A 19328-nucleotide genomic window follows, 5' to 3' on the forward strand; every position below is an offset into this window, starting at 1 on the left:
GGTTTATTGAGCATAAAAACACCTCACCATTTCTTATGATGAGGCTATCATACCGCGGCCGATACGCTATTTATAGTCGGTCTGTTATTGGGTGCTTACAGATATTGTACACTCCCCTAAGAAATAATGGAAACGTACATAACCTGCTTTTTAAATCAGGTTGTCCGTTTAAGATAATATAAAAAGAAACGCTACATAAATAGCGTTTCTTTTTATATTATCTATTTAATTAGTTTGAAGCGGCCAGCCGTTTTTCAAAAACGGCTAACACACGAGAAATTCCAAATGTCAAAATGAAGTAGATCAATGATGCAATCACCAATGGATAGAATGGCTTAAAACTAGCCCCTTGAACAACACCAGTTTCAAACATTAATTCGCTGACCCCGATCACAGAAACAACAGAAGAATCTTTCAAAATTGTAATGAATTCATTACCTAATGCTGGAAAAATATTTTTAATTGCTTGGGGCAAAACAACGTACCGCATACTGGCTGTCTGAGTCAAGCCCAATGAGCGCGCTGCTTCTAACTGCCCAGGCTTAACCGAATTGATCCCTGAACGAATGATTTCAGCCACATAAGCCGCAGAATTCAGCGAAACAGCGATCATACTTGAGATTAAGGCCGACAAACCCAAGCCTAACATTTGTGCGCCAAAAAAGGCAATAAAAACTTGAATTAGTAATGGCGTGCCACGAATAAATTCAATATAGATCACAGCAATCGCTTTAAGAACAAAGTGGCGTGAACGCTTCATGAAGGCCAACAAAGTGCCTAGAACAACCCCAAAGAAAACGCCGATCACTGCTAATTCGATTGTATATAAGGTTCCCTTTAAGAAATAACTTCCGTATTGACTAAAAAAACTATTCTTCTGAAACATTAATTTATTGGCCTTAGCCTGATACTGTTTCAATAAATGTTGTTTATTGATCTGAGTGATCGACTTATTGATCGCTGCAGTCAGTGCTGGCGCATCCTTTGGTAATGCAACCGCAGTCTCCTTAGTTGACTGTGCAAAAGTCGTCTTAGTCAAAACAAAGTCTTTATTCTGCGCAATATAGGCATCAGCCACAGGTTTTTCGATCACAATAGCTTTAATTTTATTGTTCTGTAAGTTCAGAACTAAATCCGTCATTTTCTGTAAAGACGTGATTTTGGAACCAAACAGTTCTTTTTGGGCCAGTTCTTCCTGGAAAGATTGTTTCTGTACCCCGACCTTAACACCTTCATAATCAGCCGACGATTTTAGTTTTGCTGCATCTTCTTTTTTCGCCATAACGACTTGTTTAACGTTTAAATAGGATTTAGAGAACGTAACTTCTTTTTCCCGCTCTGGTGTTTTTGACATTCCAGAAATGATCATATCAATTTTACCGGTCTTTAGCGCACCGAGCAAGGCGTCAAAACCCATTTCATTGATTTTTAGTTTAACGCCAAGATCTTTAGCAATCTTTTCGGCAATACTGATATCAAAACCAACGATTTTATCCTGACCATTGATTGTTTGGTGAAATTCATAAGGAGGATAGTCTGCTGATAAACCAACAGTAATATACCCTCTTTTCTTGATTGCACTGAGATGGCGATCGGTTAACGTTGTCTTTTGCGTACTGGCCGCATCAACCGCAGTGCTGGCTAATGGCACGACTACAGTCAAAACCATAAATAGCGCCAATAGTAGCCGCCCAAGTTTACTTTTCATTGGTAATGTCCTCCCTATTTCTTCATCCTTTTTTAATGATTAGCCATATTATACGCAAATAATTACATTTATGCAAGTATATTCATAAAATGAGCTATATGCTTTATTTTATTCGTTTTAATGTATATTTGGCATTTGGCAAGGACACTGGTAAAATAAATGCAGCACGAATTAATTAAGCAGCAATCAATTTAGCTTAAGACAGAACAGGAAGTGAACCCAGTGGTTAAAAAAATTAGTTTAGTTAGTTTAGCTATTTCGCTGATTTTTGCGTTACTGCTGTCTTTTCTTTCTGATAAAGAAACTTTTTTACTCAGCCTTTCCAATAATTTATTTTTAATTGGTTTATTTGTTTTGATCATTGCCATTATCCTTTATTTATATGATGCCCATTTGTTTCAGCATTTATCACTGCACCAGCGGCGTAAAAATGATGCGCCCGCGCAGCCAACATCTGGCGAACAAGCGGCTTTTTATACAGAATTACGGCGTGCGTTTCTCTGGATCGGCTTAGGTGAATTGATTGCCAGTATTGTTATCTCGTTTCTTTAAAAAGATATGCAAAAGGGACCAACCATAATTTTGGCTGATCCCTTATTTTTATTCGCGATTCATTTTTAAATTCCGCTTATGCCGCGGGTGTGAATAAAATCCTAATGTATTCATCATTGATAATATTAAGCTTGCCATCACCACCGCACTTAAAACAAAAACCAGCGGTGAATGAAACGTCAAGAGCCCGTACAAGCAAATCAAAATAGTAATGATCTGTAAACTAGCAATGGTGATCCGTATATGGGGCGGTCTGGGCTGGTCAGATTTCATCGGCCTTCATTCCCTTTCATAATTAAGGTTTTATTTATATCTGCATTGTAGCATATTTTAATGCGGCTGCAAATTCTGAATCATCAATTCAATCGTGTTAAAACCAAACGGCAGCATTTAATTTAGTAAGAAAACGACATGCAAATTTTTAGCTTTGATCATTGGCCACAGATGTACTCAGTTTCGTAATGGCTGCCAACAAAGCCTGTTGAACCTCAGGATCATTTTCCTTACCCTGGTGTTCTCGCAAGAAGGTTTTTAATTGGGCCTCATTATGCCGGGCCAACATTGCCACCGCCCAAACTGCCGTCGCCCGAATCATTGGCCGAGGATCATTTTCAATCACTTCCAACAATATGGGAACCGCGGTACGATCCTTAACGTTGGCCAAGGCAATGATTGCGTTACGCTGTAAGGGCTTTTTACCGCGCCATGATCCAGCTAAGCGGCCAAAACGTTGTTTAAATTCCTTATTGGAAAGTGTCAACATTGATTGTAAAACGGGTGTGGCCTCTTCAATCTTTGGCTCCATACGTGTATGCCGGTGTTCATCCTTGCCACGATTAAACGGACAAACTAATTGGCAAATATCGCAGCCATAGATCACACTACGGATCAACGGCCGAAATTCTTCCGCCATTGCCCCTTTAGTTTGCGTCTGATAGGATAGACAGCGCTGCGCGTTTAAACGTCCATCACCGAGCAAAGCCTGTGGCGGGCAATAATCAACACACCGAGTACAAGTTCCGCACTGGTTCTCAACTGGGGTATCAGGTGCAAACGGAATATTAGTGATAATTTCACCTAAATACACAAACGAACCAAATTCTTCAGTGATCAGCAGCCCATTGCGGCCAATAAATCCTAAACCAGCACGCTGGGCAACCGCTACATCACTGAGTTCGCCAGTATCGACCATCGGTTTGAACCGTGCCTCAGTGGCGGTATTGGCTTTAATAAAAGCAACTAGTTGTTGCATTTTATCCCGTAAAATAAAATGATAATCTTCCCCCCATGACGCACGGGCAAAATTACCGCGACGTTGCTTACGGTTTCGTGGCACCTGCTGTTGTATTTTACTTGGGTAAGCTAAAGCAATCGCAATGATTGATTGCGGTTGCTCAAAGATTTTATCCGGGTATAAACGTTCCGCTAAAACTTGATGTTCAAAGCCACTAGTATGCCCTGCCGCTTTTTGCGCCTGCAAACTGGCCGCCATTTCCGTAAAGGGTGCCGCAGTTGTAAAGCCAATCTTATCAATTCCTAGATCGGCGCTGGCAGCAAGGATTTTTTGTTTTAATTCAGCATACATGATTCAACCTCCGTTAACTAGCCTTACCCTTAGTTTATCGCTTGGCCCATAAAATAATAGTCGGGTTTTCCCGAAATAATCAACAAAATTATGCCCGCCACTTGACGACACTTTATCCAGCGTGCATGATGAATTTATTCAAATAAATGGAGGCAACGTTATGAGTGATTTTCGTCTTGAACATGATTCATTAGGCAACGTTAAAGTTCCCAAAACAGCATTATGGGGGGCGCAAACTGAACGAAGTCGCCAAAACTTTAAAACTGGCGACCCAATGCCCTATCCAGTGATCACAGCCTTACTGCAGATCAAAAAAGCCGCTGCACAAGTCAATGCCGAGTTGGCGGAGATCAGTCCGGCTAAGGCAACCTTGATCGCCACTACCGTTGATCAGCTATTAAGCCAAGACCACCGCGCTGATTTTCCCTTGGTTATTTATCAAACTGGTAGTGGCACACAAACTAATATGAATGTGAATGAAGTTATTGTTCACTATGCGGCACAGAACCAACCAGAATTGCCTTTATCGCCGAATGATGACGTTAACCACGCACAAAGTTCCAATGATACTTTTCCAGCCGCAATGATGATTGCGGCCTATCAAGCCTGCCAGCAATTATTGCCGGTATTGCAGCAACTGATCGCCGCTTTTAAAACTAAACAAACTGAATTTAATCAACTTGTCAAAATTGGGCGTACACATTTGCAGGATGCAACACCTTTAACTGTTGGTCAAGAAATCAGCGGCTGGGTCAGTGCTCTTGAACATGATGCCACTTATTTACAAAAGAATATGCATACTTTGCTGGAATTACCCTTAGGTGGTACTGCAGTCGGAACAGGTCTTAACGCACCGGCTAACTTCGATCAAAAAATTGTTGCTGCCTTAGCCAAAACCTATCAAATTCCCTTTGTCGTCGCACCTAACAAATTTCAGGGCTTAGCTAACCACAGTGGCCTAAATCTAATTCATGGTTGTTTACGAACACTTGCCAGTGATCTGTTAAAAATTGGTAACGACATTCGCTTCTTGGCCAGTGGCCCCCGCGCTGGGTATGGTGAGTTAATAATTCCGGCCAACGAACCTGGGTCTTCGATCATGCCAGGTAAAGTTAATCCAACTCAGATCGAAGCCTTGACCATGGTGGTGGCTCGGGTCATGGGGAATGATACCACCATTAATTTTGCCGCCAGCCAAGGTAATTTTGAAATGAACGTTTATAAACCAGTGATCATCGCGACCTTACTTGAAACCGTCACTTTATTAACTACCAGTCTGCAGTCTTTTAATGAAAAATTAGTTCAGGGATTGCAAGCTAATCCTCAGCGTATTCACGCTTTGGTCACCAATTCTCTAATGCTAGTCACCGCGTTGACTCCACATATCGGTTATGAAAAAAGTGCTCAGATTGCGCAAACTGCACAACGCCAAGGCATAACATTGCGTGCTGCTGCCATCGCCTCTGGCGCGGTCACGGCCACTGAGTTTAGTCGCTGGGTCGATCCAGCGGCTATGACACACCCTGAGCCATAGCATTTTAATTGACCTATATCGGGTTTGCCCGCTATACTAAAAATAGATAGTCAGTAGTGTACTCAAGAGAAAGGAAGCGACGGTCAATGCAAAAAACAGATTTACAAAAACATCTACAAACAATTCACGATCGAAGTTTTAATCCCATTATCCTGCAGCACAATTCCTTCCGCGCTTGCCTTCATCGCAGCGCACTGAATCTTGGTTTGATCAAAAATGGCCAATTAACCGCAAAGGGTCGCGAACATTTGACCCTACAATTATAATTCTTGTGTTCTACTTAATAGCCGTGCGAATTCAGCGTACGGCTATTTTTGTTTGTGATAAGCTAATGGCAATTGCCAGAGCATTTTAACGTCTGTTAAAACAAAACATACCCCTGCCTGTATGATTGACATTTGTAACGGCCGTGGTGCAACGCTAATGGTATGCTGGATGCCTGCCTTATGTGCATAAAAACTAGCCTTACGCATATGCCAAGCACAAGTAACAACAATCGCACGGAGCAATTGACGCCGCACCAACAAAGGTTGTGCCAAAGAAAAGTTTTCTCCCGTGTGACGCGCATGACGCTCACGCAAAATTGCGGCCCGCGGAATGCCCCGGGCAATTAAACCCTGGGCCATCACATCAGCCTCAATTGCCGATGTATGAATTGCACCACCTGACACTAAAATATATGAAGCTAATCCTTGGCGATAAAGTTTGACTGCATGATCCAATATCGTTTTGAGTAAAGCTGTTTCGTGACCAGCATTAGTTGCTGGATGACCGGGCACAATAATAACGTCAGCCCGCTGTCGTTGCTGGCGTGGTGCTTTAGGATAGGCTAATAACGGTGTAACCAAGGTTATTATTCCAGCAGTGACTAACATTAAACTAACTTTTTGACCGTTTTTCAAATTCACCTCACTCCTTTATTTCAGAATACCTACTTCGTCAGTGAAAGGCAAAAAAATCTTCTGATCTATGCTAAACTAGAAATAAAAGTTTATCTTTGGGGGAATTTTTTATGCGAAAATTTATTTTAACGCTCATAACTTTTTTAGGCGCCACTCTGTTACTAACAGCATGTCATTCACAGGCAGCTAGTAAGGATCAATCATCCAGTGGTGAACGCAACATGTCAACTTATGAATTACAACGAAAGTATGTTGCGTTAACGGATGCCGCTATGAAACCCATCACCCTAGTTAATCAACAATCAAAGAACGCAAATAATCAAATCAGTACCGCAGTCAGTACTGCCAATCAAAGTATTGAACAATTAAACAACACTTTGAAACAAAATCGCACCCACACCAAATTAACTAAAGCATTACTGCACTACAGTCAAACAATCAGTGCTCTGCTGACAACTATTCAAAATGCTGATAATAGTGCCTACGCCAAGCATTTCCTCAGCCTAAATAGCGAGGCACAAAAATTAGCTAAAGAATACTTCCATGGTGAACAACCTGATTCACTAAAAACAGTACTGGCTTACCAGGCGGCCAACAATACTTATGCGTCTGGCAACACTTTGAACACCAAAAACTTCCAAATCAAATTTAGTAAAATTCAAATCATTAGTAATGACGCTGGTGGGCGGGTGATTCTATTTACCTACACCTTCCATAATAAAAGCCAGGCGGCATTAACACCAGCGATTGTGCTTAATCAATACGGTAAATTCCAACAAAACGGTGCGCAACTCAGTGCTGGAACACCTGCTACTAGCTACCAACAAAGTGAAACCAGTTATGCCAGTAATAATAGCCAAGCAACAACTGCTGTGGCCGCCGGTAAAACCGTTACTGCAGTAGTTGGACTTACCTTGAAAGATACTAAAAGCACCGTTGACTATGTCGGGATAAATCCTAAAGATCAGCAGCCAATCGGTACGATCAGCATTAAATTAAACTAAAAGTGCCTTGGCAAAGCCGGTTGCTAGTTGACTACTTTATAAACCGGCAACAGAAAAAAGTAGCGCGCAAAAAAGCACACAGCTAAGCGACACAACCAGTTATGGTCGTTCACTTAACCACGTGCTTTTTTAAATTTCTAAAGCTGTGCCGCTAGCCAATAAATAGAGATATTCATGGGTCACTGGTCGCTGCAGAATTCGGGTTAGCGCTGCTGCGTATAAATGTAATTGTCCGGCATAACGCTGACGCAATTGAGCAAACTTAACGTCTTGTTGCTTGGCCGGCACATAGTCAGTTTTGTAATCAAATAAAAGCACTTGCTCCGGTGTAACAAGATAGCCATCAATAATTCCATGAATCAAAATTTGGGCTGGATCATCTGCAGCGAAATCAGTAAATAACTGTGTTGCAGGTAGTAATAACGAAAATGGCGCTTCGCGTACCACAGAATCCGGATGTGCCAATAGTTGTTGGCCAAGATCACTGGCAAAGAAACGCAAAATATTAGCCGGTTTGATCTGCTTTGCTACTGACGTTGTTAAAATATTCTGCGCAACTAATTGCTTGATCAATGCGGTAATACTAGCCGCAGTGGGTGTTACATGCAGATCAATTTTTTGTAAAACCAAATGTGTAGCTGTGCCAACGGCAGTTGCTGGGACCTGAGTAGTCGTCTGTATAAATCGTGGCACTACGAAATCTGTTGCCACATAGCGATGTACGCCGGATTGTTTTTTATCGGTATCAACTTGCAATGAATTCATCTCATTGGCCGCCGGATCATCAAATAAGCGTTTGACTTCTGAAACGGCCTGATAAGCTGTTGTCTGCGTTGCTGCCTGATAAGGATAACGCAAATTTAACACCTGATCTAATTGATCAACATCTAAATTAGTAAAATCTGTTTGCTGCGCCGCAAGCGCAAACCGTTCTGGCCAATTAGTTTTATCAACGGCAGTCGTCATTGCCGCTGGTAATACATCCATTGCCGTGTAAAAATGAACTTTAAATTGGGTTTGATCCTTTGCCAGGCCCTTGAATGGATTAGTCTGATCCAGTAGATGCTGGTCAAAATTAGGATGACGCACTAAACACATCCCTAACCAATCCATAAAGTTATTGACGCCACTACGCAGTCCTGAATTCAATACTAATTGTGAACTTTGAAAAGCCTTCTGCCAAATTGCCAAGGCTTTTTCCCGATTGGGATAGCTACCGATCACAAATAATTTTTGTTCAGTTCGTGTCAATGCCACATATAAAAGACGCATTTCCTCAGCCGCCTGCCGTCGCTTAACCAGAGTTTGAGCAATCTTTTTCTGTGGTAAATTAATTTCAATTCGTTTGGCTGGATCTAAATAAGTAATACCGATCCCGATTCGATCATCCAGAACATACTGACCACGTAAGCTTTCCTGATTAAATTGATGGGTCGCATCCAACAAAAATACCACCGGAAATTCCAATCCTTTACTACCATGGATCGTCATAACGGAAACTGCATCTGCCACTGCCTGTGCTGGGGCTTCACCTAAGTCCTTATCCTTTTCCTGCATTTGTTTAATAAAACGGACAAATTGAAATAGGCCTTTGAAACTGCTGGCTTCATAGGTATGCGCCCGTTCGTATAAAGCATGTAAATTAGCTTGGCGCTGTGCCCCCGCCGGCATGCCACCAACGTAATCTAAAAAACCAGTTTCATTATAAATTGTCCAGATCAAAGTGACTAATTGATTCTGACGCGCCAATTCACGAAATTGATCTAATTGGCCAAAAAAACGTGCAATTTTATTATAGAGTTGCTGTTGAAATTCTGGTGCATCAAAGGGAACAAAATTTTGTTTGAAATCAAGAACGGCTTGATAATAATCACCAGTCCGCTGATTGATGCGTAGAAATGCCAAATCATTTTCATTCAATCCCACAATTGGTGATCGTAATACGCTGACCAACGGAATATCCTGATATGGATTATCGATCACACTTAACAAAGCCATCATAATTTGAACTTCAGTAGTCTGAAAATAGCTTTGGGCGCCATTAACGACCACTGGAATATTTAGCCGTTTAAACCAGTCAACAATGAGCAAATTATTGGCCCGTGTTGGTGTCAAAATAACGATATCTTGATACTGAATCGGCCGCATTTCACCACTTTTACGATCGTAAACTTGGCCGTTAGCTTTTAGTTCTTGGATTTGCTTGGCCACCAGTGCTACCTGACCTTGAGCTTTATCATCCAAAGCAAATTGTTCAGGCACATTATTATCCGCTGTTGCAGTGTCCGCTTCATAAACTAATAATTCCGCCGCTACCGGTAGATCTACTGGATATTTGGCCCCTGCCACCAACCGCGCACTTTCATCATAATCCATTTCGCCAACATGTTGATCCATTAACTGACTAAAAACTAAATTAGTAAAATCATCAATATTAGCTACCGAACGAAAATTTTCGGCCAAAATAATTCGCTGACCAGGATCAGTAGCCTGCGCAAATTGATTATACTTGTGCAAAAAAAGACTGGGATCGGCTAAGCGAAAGGCATAAATTGACTGCTTCACATCACCGACCATAAACATATTGCCAGGATCAGTTTGGGCAACCGTCGTCAAAATAGTCTCCTGCAAACGATTAATATCTTGATATTCATCGACTAATACTTCGCTGAACTGATGCTGTAATCCGGTTCGTGTCTGCACACCGCTATCATTATCGGCAGTCAAAATAGCTAAGGTCAAGTGCTCTAGATCACTAAAATCCAATAAATGGCGGCGCTGCTTTTCCGCACGAAAAGCTGTACCGAACTGTTGAACTACTGTAACCAATTGTTGCACTAATTGTTCCGCCTGGCCCATCACTTGAACTAATTGATCCGCAGGTAAACCGAAATAGTCTGGCCCCAATGCGGTAACCTGATTTTTGGCCTGTTGGCGAAAATCCATCGCCTGATCCTTAGCTGCTTTAGCGTCAACGGCTAATTTAGTTAAAGTTGGTGCCCGTTGTAATTTAAACGTTAAAAATTGTTGGCGTAATTCATCCCATGGTGCAGTAGGTAATTGTGCTGCCAAGTTAGCGACTTGTTCCTGATCCTCCCTTAAACAAGTAACTAGTTTATCTAATTGTTGCTCAGCAGCAATCGTTTCCCCATTGCGTAGGTCATTACCAGCTTGATCTAGGCCTTCCTGTAAAAGTGGCAGTAACTGTCGCTGATAAAAATCACTGGCAGTGGGTACAGTCGTTGACAAATGGTAGGCTTGCGCTAATTGCTCCAACCATTGATCTGGCTCTGGATTGGCGTTGGCAAAATCATATAGACGCATCACTAAAGCCGTTAAACCGTCATCACTACGGTCGTTCGAAAAATTAGCCGTCAACTGACCAAAAGCTGGATTATCCTGATACAAGGTTTCCCGTAGATCAGACCAAACATCTTCACGTAGCAAAGTAACCTCTGTATCATCGGTCAATAACCGAAAAACCGGATCCAAATCGATCACATAATAGTAGCGCTGGATCAATTGCAAGCAAAAAGCATGGATCGTACTAATGTGTGCAACCGCAACTCGACTTAATTGTTGGCTTAAATGTTGCCGTTGTTGTGGGTCAACACTGGTTGCCAGTGCTTGCTGTATCGCAATTTGAATGCGCTCACGCATTTCGCTGGCAGCTGCATCAGTAAAAGTAACCACTAATAAATCATCCACATTAGTACCCTGTAGAATTTTTTGAATCACACGCTCCACTAAAACCGTTGTTTTGCCCGAACCAGCAGAGGCCGAAACTAAAATATTACGACCATTATCCTGGATAGCATGTTGCTGACTAGCCGTGAAATTAGTTTTTTTAGTGCTCATCCTGCGCCGCCTTTCTTTGCTGCTGTTCCGCCTTTAACATTGCTAAAACTGCAGTTCGATCAAGTGCTGCTAATTGGCGATAATTATTTTCTGGTAACATGGCATCAAACTGCATAATTGCTTTAAACGGTGAATACTGAAGTGCCGTGGTATTATCCGGCCACTTAACTGGATTTAAAGCTATTTCTCCGGAAAAGATTGCCAAAGCCGCTGCTTGAATCAAGTCCTCATCATGAGCAAGTAATAAATCAAGTTCCGGTTCAGTCACTAATTGACTTTTTTTAACTGAATAACCGCTTTTATTTTTTGTCAACGGATAAATTTTTGAACTGCCTGTTCGTTCAGTTAATTCATGGTCGAGATTATCCAACAATGGCTGATCATTTAATAAGAAGCCTTTATATTTATTTATGGCCAATAATGCATCATCAAAGCCTTTGCTTAGCACATCAGCCAATTTTAATTTAGGATTTTGCAAATGAAAATAAAGTGCCCCAGCCGGTTTAGTTTGTAACTGATTATTTGGTGTCAGCGCAGTTGAGTTCTGTAACATCGCATCTAAATAAGTCAACATTTGTAGCGCTATACCATAATAGGCGTCACGAAAATCAAAATCACGACTACCAGACTTATAATCCACAATACCTAAGTAACGCGTATCACCTAGTACCATTTGATCGATGCGATCAATTTTACCGCGTACCTGAATTTTACGCCCATGGGCAAGATTAAAACGTAACGGCGCCAAACCATCTGTGCTGCCTACATGACCAAACAAAACTTCCGTTCGTAGTGGTGCCATTTTGGTTCTTACACCTTGATGTTGTAACGCGTGCGCAACTTGCTTAATGGTAGCCGTCAGTTGCCGCGCCAAATAAGCCATGCGATTAGAACTGGCTAAAATTTGAAATTGTGGTAACGTCGACATTTGCAACAGAATACTGTCGATCAAACGATCAATTTCAACCGTGGCCAACTCAGTTAATTGTTGTCCTTGCTGCTGCACCCGTTTTAACAGTTGATCCAACGCCATATGATAAAACTCACCAGCACTAGCTGGTGATAATTCGAAGATATCGCGCTCCCGTAACCGTAAACCGTATTTTAGAAAATAAGCATATTGATTCTGGTAAAATTCTTCTAATTTAGAAATTGAAGTGTTGATTGTTTTGCCGTATAATGCCTGCACAATTTCCGGCCGTAATTTTTGCGGCACATTTCGATAATTTAAACTTGCCAGTAAACGCTCAGTCAGCGCACCATAACCGCCATCCTGACGTAATAGACGATAAATATAAAGCCAGAGTGGTGGTAACTGTGTTTTGGCGGCCATAGCATCACGGCTGACTTGGATTAAATGAGTCAGCGTACTGCGCTTAGAACCAACAAACGGCGCAATTTTTGTAGCCGTTATCGCCGGTCGTGTCTGACTAGTTTGAATAGTCAAATTGAAGTGCTGTTGAATACGCTGAACATACGGGGAAATATTCAGTTCTGTTCCATCATCATTTAATGGGTAACTAAAAATCAACTGGCGGCGTCCCGTTAAAAATGCTGTGTAATTTAAAAACGGTTCACTAGCCATCTGCGTTGCTGCGTCATCCGCTAAATAAGTACCTTCAGTTAAATATGGCGTTAATTGCTCTTGATCATTATCAGACAGTAACTGATCACTTAAAATTCGATCCGGCATTACTTGATCAGTACTACCGATCATAAATACCACTTGACGCGTCGTTGTCTGAACCATTCCCGCTTCAGAAACTAACACTTGATCCAAAGTCGATGGAATCTGTGAATAACTGGCGCCTTCAAAACCCACCTGCAGCAAAGCCAATAAATCCTCCGCTGCAAAGGGAGCAGTCCCTAAAATAGTCACGTATTCGTCTAACATCGTACAGAAAATCTGCCAAGTTTGTTCTGGCTCAGCTGCTTGAGCAAGCTCACCGCGCTCTAAAGCTTGATCGCGCCAAGCTTGTAACTGTGCGACCACGCCATGTTCCACCAAAAAATTATAAATAATCTGCGCTGCGGCCTGCCCATCTTTAGCATGATCGAGTTGTTTAAAAAAGGGCGGCAATGTATCCCGAACAAAATGCCGAATCAAATTGACCTGAACTGAGCGGGCATCGTCCTTAGTGGTTTCCGTACCAAAATCCTGATCATCAAAGCGGTAAAACTGCCAATCCTCTTCTCGTAACCAATGCTTGCCAGTAAAGCCATATTTCAATACCATATTCTCAGTTAAATCAACTGCTTGACGATACGCTTGATTCCCCATCGGTTGACCAGCGATCTGTGGTAATAACAACTCGGTTTTTAACAAACGCATCATATCTTGATAACGATAATAATGCTGTTTAACGGCAAACAAAGCATTGATCAGTTCGACTAAAGGATGATCGGTCATATGGTGTTGCAAGTCATCAAACATCGGTATACCAAATTCCTTAAAGGTTGGCGCTAAAATGGTTTCATAAGCATCTAAATGCCGAGTCAAAACTAAAAAATCCTGATAACGATAGCCTTGTAAAGCCACCATTTGTCGAATTTTTGTTGCTACTTGGCGGATTTCAGTTTGCCGAGTATCAGCCTGAACAACCTGAACACTATGCTTATCTTGTAATTTTTCCGTGGCTAATTGCCGACTACCATTAGTTGAATATTGCCAAAAAAGCTCTAATTTAACCAAATCTGGACTGACTCGCAATGTTTTAACTGCCTGATCAGCCAAAATAGCAACACGTAGGCTCCGTGCCGTTTGGTATAGTTGATGATAGAGCTGCCCTGGTTGAAAATAAAGATTTTGTTTTTCTGGCAGTTGTTGGCGATAAGGATGATCCAACGTCAAACTAAGCGTTAGTTGGGTTGCTTTTTGCATTAAAGTAATCAATAAGTGATTTTCTTGAGCTGAAAGTTGAGTAAAACCGTCAACATAAAAATAAGTATGTTGTAGATCCTGTTGCATTAAATAATCACTTAACGCATTCAGTAAATCCGTATTTTCAATATAACGACCTTGCATTGTTTGTTCAAATGCGGCATAGATCAACGCTAAATCATGGGTTTTAGCACTTAAATCAGACGTCGTTGTTAATTCATCTGCAATTTGGGCCAAGTCAGCGGCCGTGACACAACCCGCCTTTAAGGCCAAAAGTTGCCGGACCACCTGAGCAATAAATCCTGGTTGGCTTAGCTCACCTCGATAAATTGTAAGTTGGTCCCCTAAATCGGCCATGATCTGATAAACCAGCATATTTAACCCTGCCGGACCGATTCGTGGAATCTGATAATATGGTGTATTTTTCATAAAATACCAGGCCAAGCGACTAAACGAAAAAACTTGTAAGCGACTGGCCGCAAAAATTGGATCAACCTGCTGCTGACGCTGTTTTAGCATAGTCAAAATATCAACTTCGGAACTAAATTTAATGTGGTTAGGGACGATGTAAAAAAAATGACCTTGAGGATCTGCTTGCATTTGTTGTGCCAGTTGTGTGACTAGCGCATCACGACGATCCGTACTAGCAGGCCCAAATATAAATTTTAAGCTCAAAATAATTGCTCCCATCACTGATTAATTAGTACCATCAGTTTACCATACTTACCGTTCAATGAACACACGTTCCCAGAAATGAAAAAGGCTTAGACCTATTTTAGTCTAAACCAATCATATTCATCCTATATTGGTACTCAGTAAGATAACGCCGGTGTCTCTTTTAGTGGCCGAATAGTAATGATACCGGTAAAGTCAGGTTCATTACGAATAAACTGTGCCAGATTTTTTAATTTAGTTTGATCCGCCAAATTAATCGTTGAATATAATGTCGGCGTTACCGTAGTATAGGCCACTACCTTTTTTTGTAATTGTGCTAAAAGCCCCATTGCTGCTGCCAAATTAACTGCACGGACAAAGTAATTAGCACCATTTTTCGTTGATAAACAAAAAACAGTCAGTTGCTTATTACTAGTAATTATTTTATGTGGACGTCGTTGTCGAGTTTTTGGTGCCGCCGTTAATTTCAATTGATCACTGAGTTCATCAATAATTTCGTGAATAACTTTTATTTCGTGGCATAATTGACAAGTTGCTGTTGCGGTTCCAGCCTGATGCGCCTTATCTGCACCAGTTGCCGCATGCTGGGTATACAGATCCGCTAAATAAACAAGCAATTTGTGTTGCTTGATTTTTAATTCACGCCGCTGCGCTTGCATTGTAATCCCCTCACTTTTGTCATTGGCTAGTACCATTATGCCACAAAAATGACGATTACGTTACAATTTTGTTACAAAAATAACAATTTTAAATTTTATTGAAATATTAACGCAATAAAAAAGCCGGTACATAAATAAATTATGCGCCGGCTTTTTGGGTTGAACCTGCTAATTATTTGAACTTCGTTAAGCAGGTTCCTGAGTATTTTGTTATCTATTACAGAGCGGATTAATTAAAGTGCACGTACACCAAACGAAGGCATAAAGTAACTGCTAATGCTTTCAACTTCAACACTTTGCCCAGGTTGTGGTGCAGCAATATATTGGTTGTTACCGATATAAAGTGCAACGTGATAAGTTGCGCCAGCACTTCCCCAGAAAACTAGATCCCCAGCTTGTAGTTGATTAACCGCTACCTTTTGCCCAGCACTTTCTTGGGCAACAGTATTATGACCAACTTGAACGCCAGCCTGCGCCAATGCGTATTGCGTTAGACCTGAACAATCTAAGCCAACACCTGGAGTTGCACCGCCCCAAACATAAGGGACACCAATTTGTGATTTAGCTGCATTGATAGCCGTTTGCACCGCGCTATTGTTAGTTGTTGTAGCGGCCGCAGCCGTTGCTGTCGTCGTTGTTGTTTGTGTGGCCGCTTGTTGCTTAGCCTGCGCCTGAGAAGCTTGAGCCTGAGCAGTATCAGCGTCTTTAGTGACGTTTAAATACTTACCTGGTACCCACTGATCGTTACCAATATTGTACCAAGTTTCACCAGCCTGTTGTTTTTGGCCTTGAATATTAACTTTTTGATCCTTGACTAAATAACGAACCGGTGAAGGTGTTGACGAATTGTCCCAAACTGTTGTTGCGCCAGGTTCATATGTAACAGTTCCTGTCGTAGCCGCTTGAACATCTGAAGTTGCCCCAACGCTAAGAAGAGTTGCACCCGCAATCCCGATGACCCCAGCTGTAACGCCCTTAATTAAAGTTCCTTTGTTGATTGTTGTCATGTGTGTAACCCCTCAATAGTTTTTTATCATTTTCACTATCTCTATAGTAAAGCATTGAAATTACAGTGCAATTACTCGTATATGACAACTTCATTACAATCCAGCAATATTCAAGAAAGCCTTTACTTCTTCTATTTTTAAGGCTTTTTAATTGACTAACTTTTCCCAAGTTAAATGACTTAAAATAACAAATTAATAATAAAATAAGTTAGCCAGTACTGCCAATTACAATCAGCAAAAAAGCCAGCATATTTTGCTGGCTTTGCCGAAAATTTTGATTACCCGTTATTATCCCAGTTTTAAATGCTTAGTGAGATAATTCAATAGCTGCGCCTCGTTTGCGAAAACTCGCGGCCGCTTCTGACCATGTAAACGCAAATCGATCTGAGTTACTTTCATTCGTCCGGTCCAAGTATAGCTATATTGAACGATATAACGATTATTCAAATGATTCTTGCCGAACTTCAAAACGTAATAGTTTTCCGGCGCGACTAAGGGCGAAAGATATTTTTTCTTATAATGGTACCCATTTGCTTTGAGAAAATTTTTTGTTTTTCTAAGCATTTCATCGCCACCTTATGTGTATTATCATACAAGAAAACTAGCTTAAAAGCTAGCTAAATCATCGACTAACAATTCACTTGGCCAGCTGATCACTTACGCATTATAGCGGTTTAGCTAAGAAACTAATTAGTCATTTTGCTTAACCGCTGGCATAGTATTCCGTAACCGCTCATCATTATAATTTAATTGCCTAACACCAAACAATGGTCTTATTTATAAGTGTTTTCTATTTACTCTGAGTTAAATTATTTTATGAATTACTGACCTAGCAAGCTTAAATAAAAAGACTCAAGCAACTGAGTCTTGAAATTTATAGCATATCCCAAATAACGGTTTGGTCGGGCGCCACTGTATTTGCCGGTGTAACTGCATAGCCTAAAGCTTTACTAGTATCAATCATGCTACCATTAAAAGGCAATAATGCTTTCTGTTTAAAAGTAGCAGCAACTGCCTGTTGCGCCAACTCAAATGAATCATATTGTTGATGGTAGCTAGCGCGTACACCGCCATTGAAGTAAAAACTAATTTGATAATATTTATTCACAATAAATTCCCCTTACCTATTTCTAAACGTTGTGATTGTCACCAGGCCAACGCTCAACCCCATTAACGATGTGGATTAGATTATCTTGACCATTATAAAATGAGCCAATCGCGCCATAGGCACAAAGTAATACCAACCAACTACGGATCTCGATGACCACCAAGTGGCGCGGTACGATGACTGTAAATACAAAAGCAATGCCAACTCCGATTAAAAAATTCAACCAACCTGGCATTCCTAAAAATCCCTTTAATAAACCGCCAAAATGATCTGGCGTTTGATCTTGACAGCGCTGCGTCACTAATTTAACTAAATATTGCCACAAGTAATTAAAGACGACCGCAACAATTAAAGCGGTCAACAACATCTCAAAACTGTTCATTGGAATTTCCAAAATATTGTTTCGGTAGCCTAAACGAACGGCCTTTTGTAACATTACGATCCAAAAGAAATCTAACAAGGCTAGTGGTAATAAATACATAAAAAAGTAAACAACAAATTTATTGGCCTTATTTTTCAATCACGATAGCCTCACTTTTCGCGACTAGGTAGCACCTGATATTTAAGCTGTTTTGTACGCTCTTGTTCTAGCTTGCGTTGCTCGCGAATACTTGCATATTTAAATGCACCGCGAACAAAAAGAGCGACGGGAATGACATGAATAACGGCTAAAGGCAACAATAATTGTGGGTGGGCCATCAAATAATGATGACCATGTAAAGCATGACACATCGGTTTGATCTTTTCTTGCTTTTCTTTAAACATATTATTCGCTCCCTTGAAGATAAATTACGGTGCTACTCCGCTTATTACAACTTCATTGTACCATGTTTATGGATCAACTGATAGCAAGGTTCACCTACATTAATAGTGCTTTTTGCTTTTGTTGGTATAATTGTGCGATTTTCTGATCCTGCGCTGTTAAAGTCCAACGAAGTAATTGCTGCATTTCAGCTGCACTAAACAGTTGCCGTGGCAGCACAAAGACCGAACTACGCTGATCAAAAGCAGCAACTATATCAGCTACACTCAACGTATATTCTTGTCTAATTTGCTGTAGCATGTACGTATAGAATGGTTCGATTTTATAGGTTGTTGTCGGCCAGACCAACGCCGCTTCGGTCAGCGGTGCTAGTTGTACTAAACCGGCTAATTTGATCCGGATACAATCTAATAACGCGTTTAATGCCGTTCCTTTATGTTGCGTTTGCCAAGCAAACTGAAAGCGTAAATGAGTGAGATAATAGCGCTGTGGCCAATCCGCAACAGCTTGTTTTGCGGCAGCATCTAATAACCAGTTTAAAGTAGCCGCTAAATCAAGGTCAGTAGGCAGTTGCGTACGGCTAGCAGCAGTAAAATCAACGATACCAGCCACATAATATTGATGGAGCCACAATACAAATTGATTTTGTTGAACAAGTTGTGTCCCAGTTGACGTCAATTGATAGTAGTGCTGTGGAAACTGTACCGCTAATTCAGTTGCGGTCATTGCGCCCTGCAATCGCTGGATCAATTCGGCCTTACGACCGCTAATTTTTAGCTGTCGTTGTCGTAATTGCTGCTTTAACCACTTAACTGTTTGGCGTTGCAAACTTAATTCTGGCGCCCTAGTTATGGATAATAGCTCTGCCGTTACAAATTCGGTTAGCCAATTAGCTGGGTGGACCCGATAGCGGTGCCACCAAAAGGGTTGAGTTAACGTAAATGTAGTTGGCTGTTTAGCCGCTAGCATCAGTGCTAGTATTTTAATTGGCGTCACTGTTGTCGCCTCCAGAAGAATACTCATGATTAGGATATCATGAATGGGCAACAATTGAAACGTACGTTCGTATTTTTTAGAAATTAACTAGTAAGT

The 19328-nt window shown here is 41.1% G+C and carries 16 protein-coding genes; 4 read left to right on the forward strand and 12 right to left on the reverse strand.

Features of this window, described 5'->3' with window-relative positions; all coding sequences use genetic code 11:
• Positions 1-229 precede the first annotated feature (229 nt).
• A complete protein-coding gene (locus FFM78_RS09450; protein ID WP_137638194.1) occupies positions 230-1708 on the reverse strand; it encodes an ABC transporter substrate-binding protein/permease in 1479 nt (492 codons plus the stop codon).
• Positions 1709-1930: 222 nt separating this feature from the next.
• Between FFM78_RS09450 and FFM78_RS09455 the strand changes: the two genes are divergently transcribed.
• Positions 1931-2260 (forward strand): DUF3899 domain-containing protein, encoded by a 330-nt coding sequence (locus tag FFM78_RS09455; RefSeq protein ID WP_171001870.1) that lies wholly within the window; start codon positions 1931-1933, stop codon positions 2258-2260.
• Positions 2261-2681: 421 nt separating this feature from the next.
• Here the strand turns inward: FFM78_RS09455 and queG are convergent, their stop codons facing one another.
• On the reverse strand, positions 2682-3845 hold the full coding sequence (gene queG / locus FFM78_RS09460; protein WP_137638196.1) for a tRNA epoxyqueuosine(34) reductase QueG: 1164 nt from the start codon (positions 3843-3845) through the stop codon (positions 2682-2684).
• A gap of 160 nt (positions 3846-4005) precedes the next feature.
• On the opposite strand from queG, the gene FFM78_RS09465 reads away from it, so the two are divergent.
• Complete coding sequence (locus FFM78_RS09465) at positions 4006-5379, forward strand: class II fumarate hydratase (protein ID WP_137638197.1); 1374 nt, start codon at positions 4006-4008, stop codon at positions 5377-5379.
• A gap of 86 nt (positions 5380-5465) precedes the next feature.
• On the forward strand, positions 5466-5645 hold the full coding sequence (locus FFM78_RS09470) for a hypothetical protein (RefSeq protein ID WP_137638198.1): 180 nt from the start codon (positions 5466-5468) through the stop codon (positions 5643-5645).
• Between the two features lie 42 nt (positions 5646-5687).
• Here FFM78_RS09470 and FFM78_RS09475 read toward each other — a convergent pair whose 3' ends face one another.
• Positions 5688-6281, reverse strand: coding sequence for a YdcF family protein (locus tag FFM78_RS09475; protein ID WP_137638199.1), 594 nt, complete (start codon positions 6279-6281; stop codon positions 5688-5690).
• Positions 6282-6391: 110 nt separating this feature from the next.
• Here FFM78_RS09475 and FFM78_RS09480 point away from each other — a divergent pair, with 110 nt between their 5' ends.
• Positions 6392-7285, forward strand: a complete 894-nt coding sequence (locus tag FFM78_RS09480) for a DUF5067 domain-containing protein (RefSeq protein ID WP_137638200.1) — start codon at positions 6392-6394, stop codon at positions 7283-7285.
• Between the two features lie 129 nt (positions 7286-7414).
• On the opposite strand, the gene addA is transcribed toward FFM78_RS09480, so the two are convergent.
• The 9 genes from addA to FFM78_RS09525 form a co-directional block, all read right to left on the reverse strand.
• Positions 7415-11143 (reverse strand): helicase-exonuclease AddAB subunit AddA, encoded by a 3729-nt coding sequence (addA, locus tag FFM78_RS09485; protein ID WP_137638201.1) that lies wholly within the window; start codon positions 11141-11143, stop codon positions 7415-7417.
• Positions 11133-14699 carry a PD-(D/E)XK nuclease family protein gene (locus FFM78_RS09490; protein WP_137638202.1) on the reverse strand — a complete coding sequence of 1189 codons (3567 nt, stop codon included), beginning with the start codon at positions 14697-14699 and terminating at the stop codon, positions 11133-11135. The genes addA and FFM78_RS09490 overlap by 11 nt, the downstream gene beginning before the upstream one ends.
• 137 nt (positions 14700-14836) lie before the next feature.
• Positions 14837-15358 (reverse strand): hypothetical protein, encoded by a 522-nt coding sequence (locus tag FFM78_RS09495; RefSeq protein WP_137638203.1) that lies wholly within the window; start codon positions 15356-15358, stop codon positions 14837-14839.
• 233 nt (positions 15359-15591) lie between these two features.
• A complete protein-coding gene (locus FFM78_RS09500) occupies positions 15592-16365 on the reverse strand; it encodes a C40 family peptidase (protein ID WP_137638204.1) in 774 nt (257 codons plus the stop codon).
• Positions 16366-16653: 288 nt separating this feature from the next.
• Positions 16654-16929: a hypothetical protein gene (locus tag FFM78_RS09505; RefSeq protein WP_137638205.1), complete on the reverse strand. Its 276-nt coding sequence runs from the start codon at positions 16927-16929 to the stop codon at positions 16654-16656.
• Between the two features lie 310 nt (positions 16930-17239).
• Positions 17240-17473 carry a hypothetical protein gene (locus FFM78_RS09510; RefSeq protein WP_137638206.1) on the reverse strand — a complete coding sequence of 78 codons (234 nt, stop codon included), beginning with the start codon at positions 17471-17473 and terminating at the stop codon, positions 17240-17242.
• 22 nt (positions 17474-17495) lie between these two features.
• Complete coding sequence (locus FFM78_RS09515; RefSeq protein ID WP_137638207.1) at positions 17496-17993, reverse strand: hypothetical protein; 498 nt, start codon at positions 17991-17993, stop codon at positions 17496-17498.
• A gap of 11 nt (positions 17994-18004) precedes the next feature.
• Positions 18005-18238, reverse strand: coding sequence for a hypothetical protein (locus FFM78_RS09520; protein ID WP_137638208.1), 234 nt, complete (start codon positions 18236-18238; stop codon positions 18005-18007).
• Between the two features lie 94 nt (positions 18239-18332).
• Positions 18333-19232, reverse strand: a complete 900-nt coding sequence (locus tag FFM78_RS09525) for an SAP domain-containing protein (protein ID WP_223877051.1) — start codon at positions 19230-19232, stop codon at positions 18333-18335.
• Between the last annotated feature and the right edge of the window lie 96 nt (positions 19233-19328).

Origin of the sequence: Loigolactobacillus binensis, assembly GCF_005405165.1 — a bacterium.
Taxonomy (GTDB): Bacteria; Bacillota; Bacilli; order Lactobacillales; family Lactobacillaceae; genus Loigolactobacillus; species Loigolactobacillus binensis.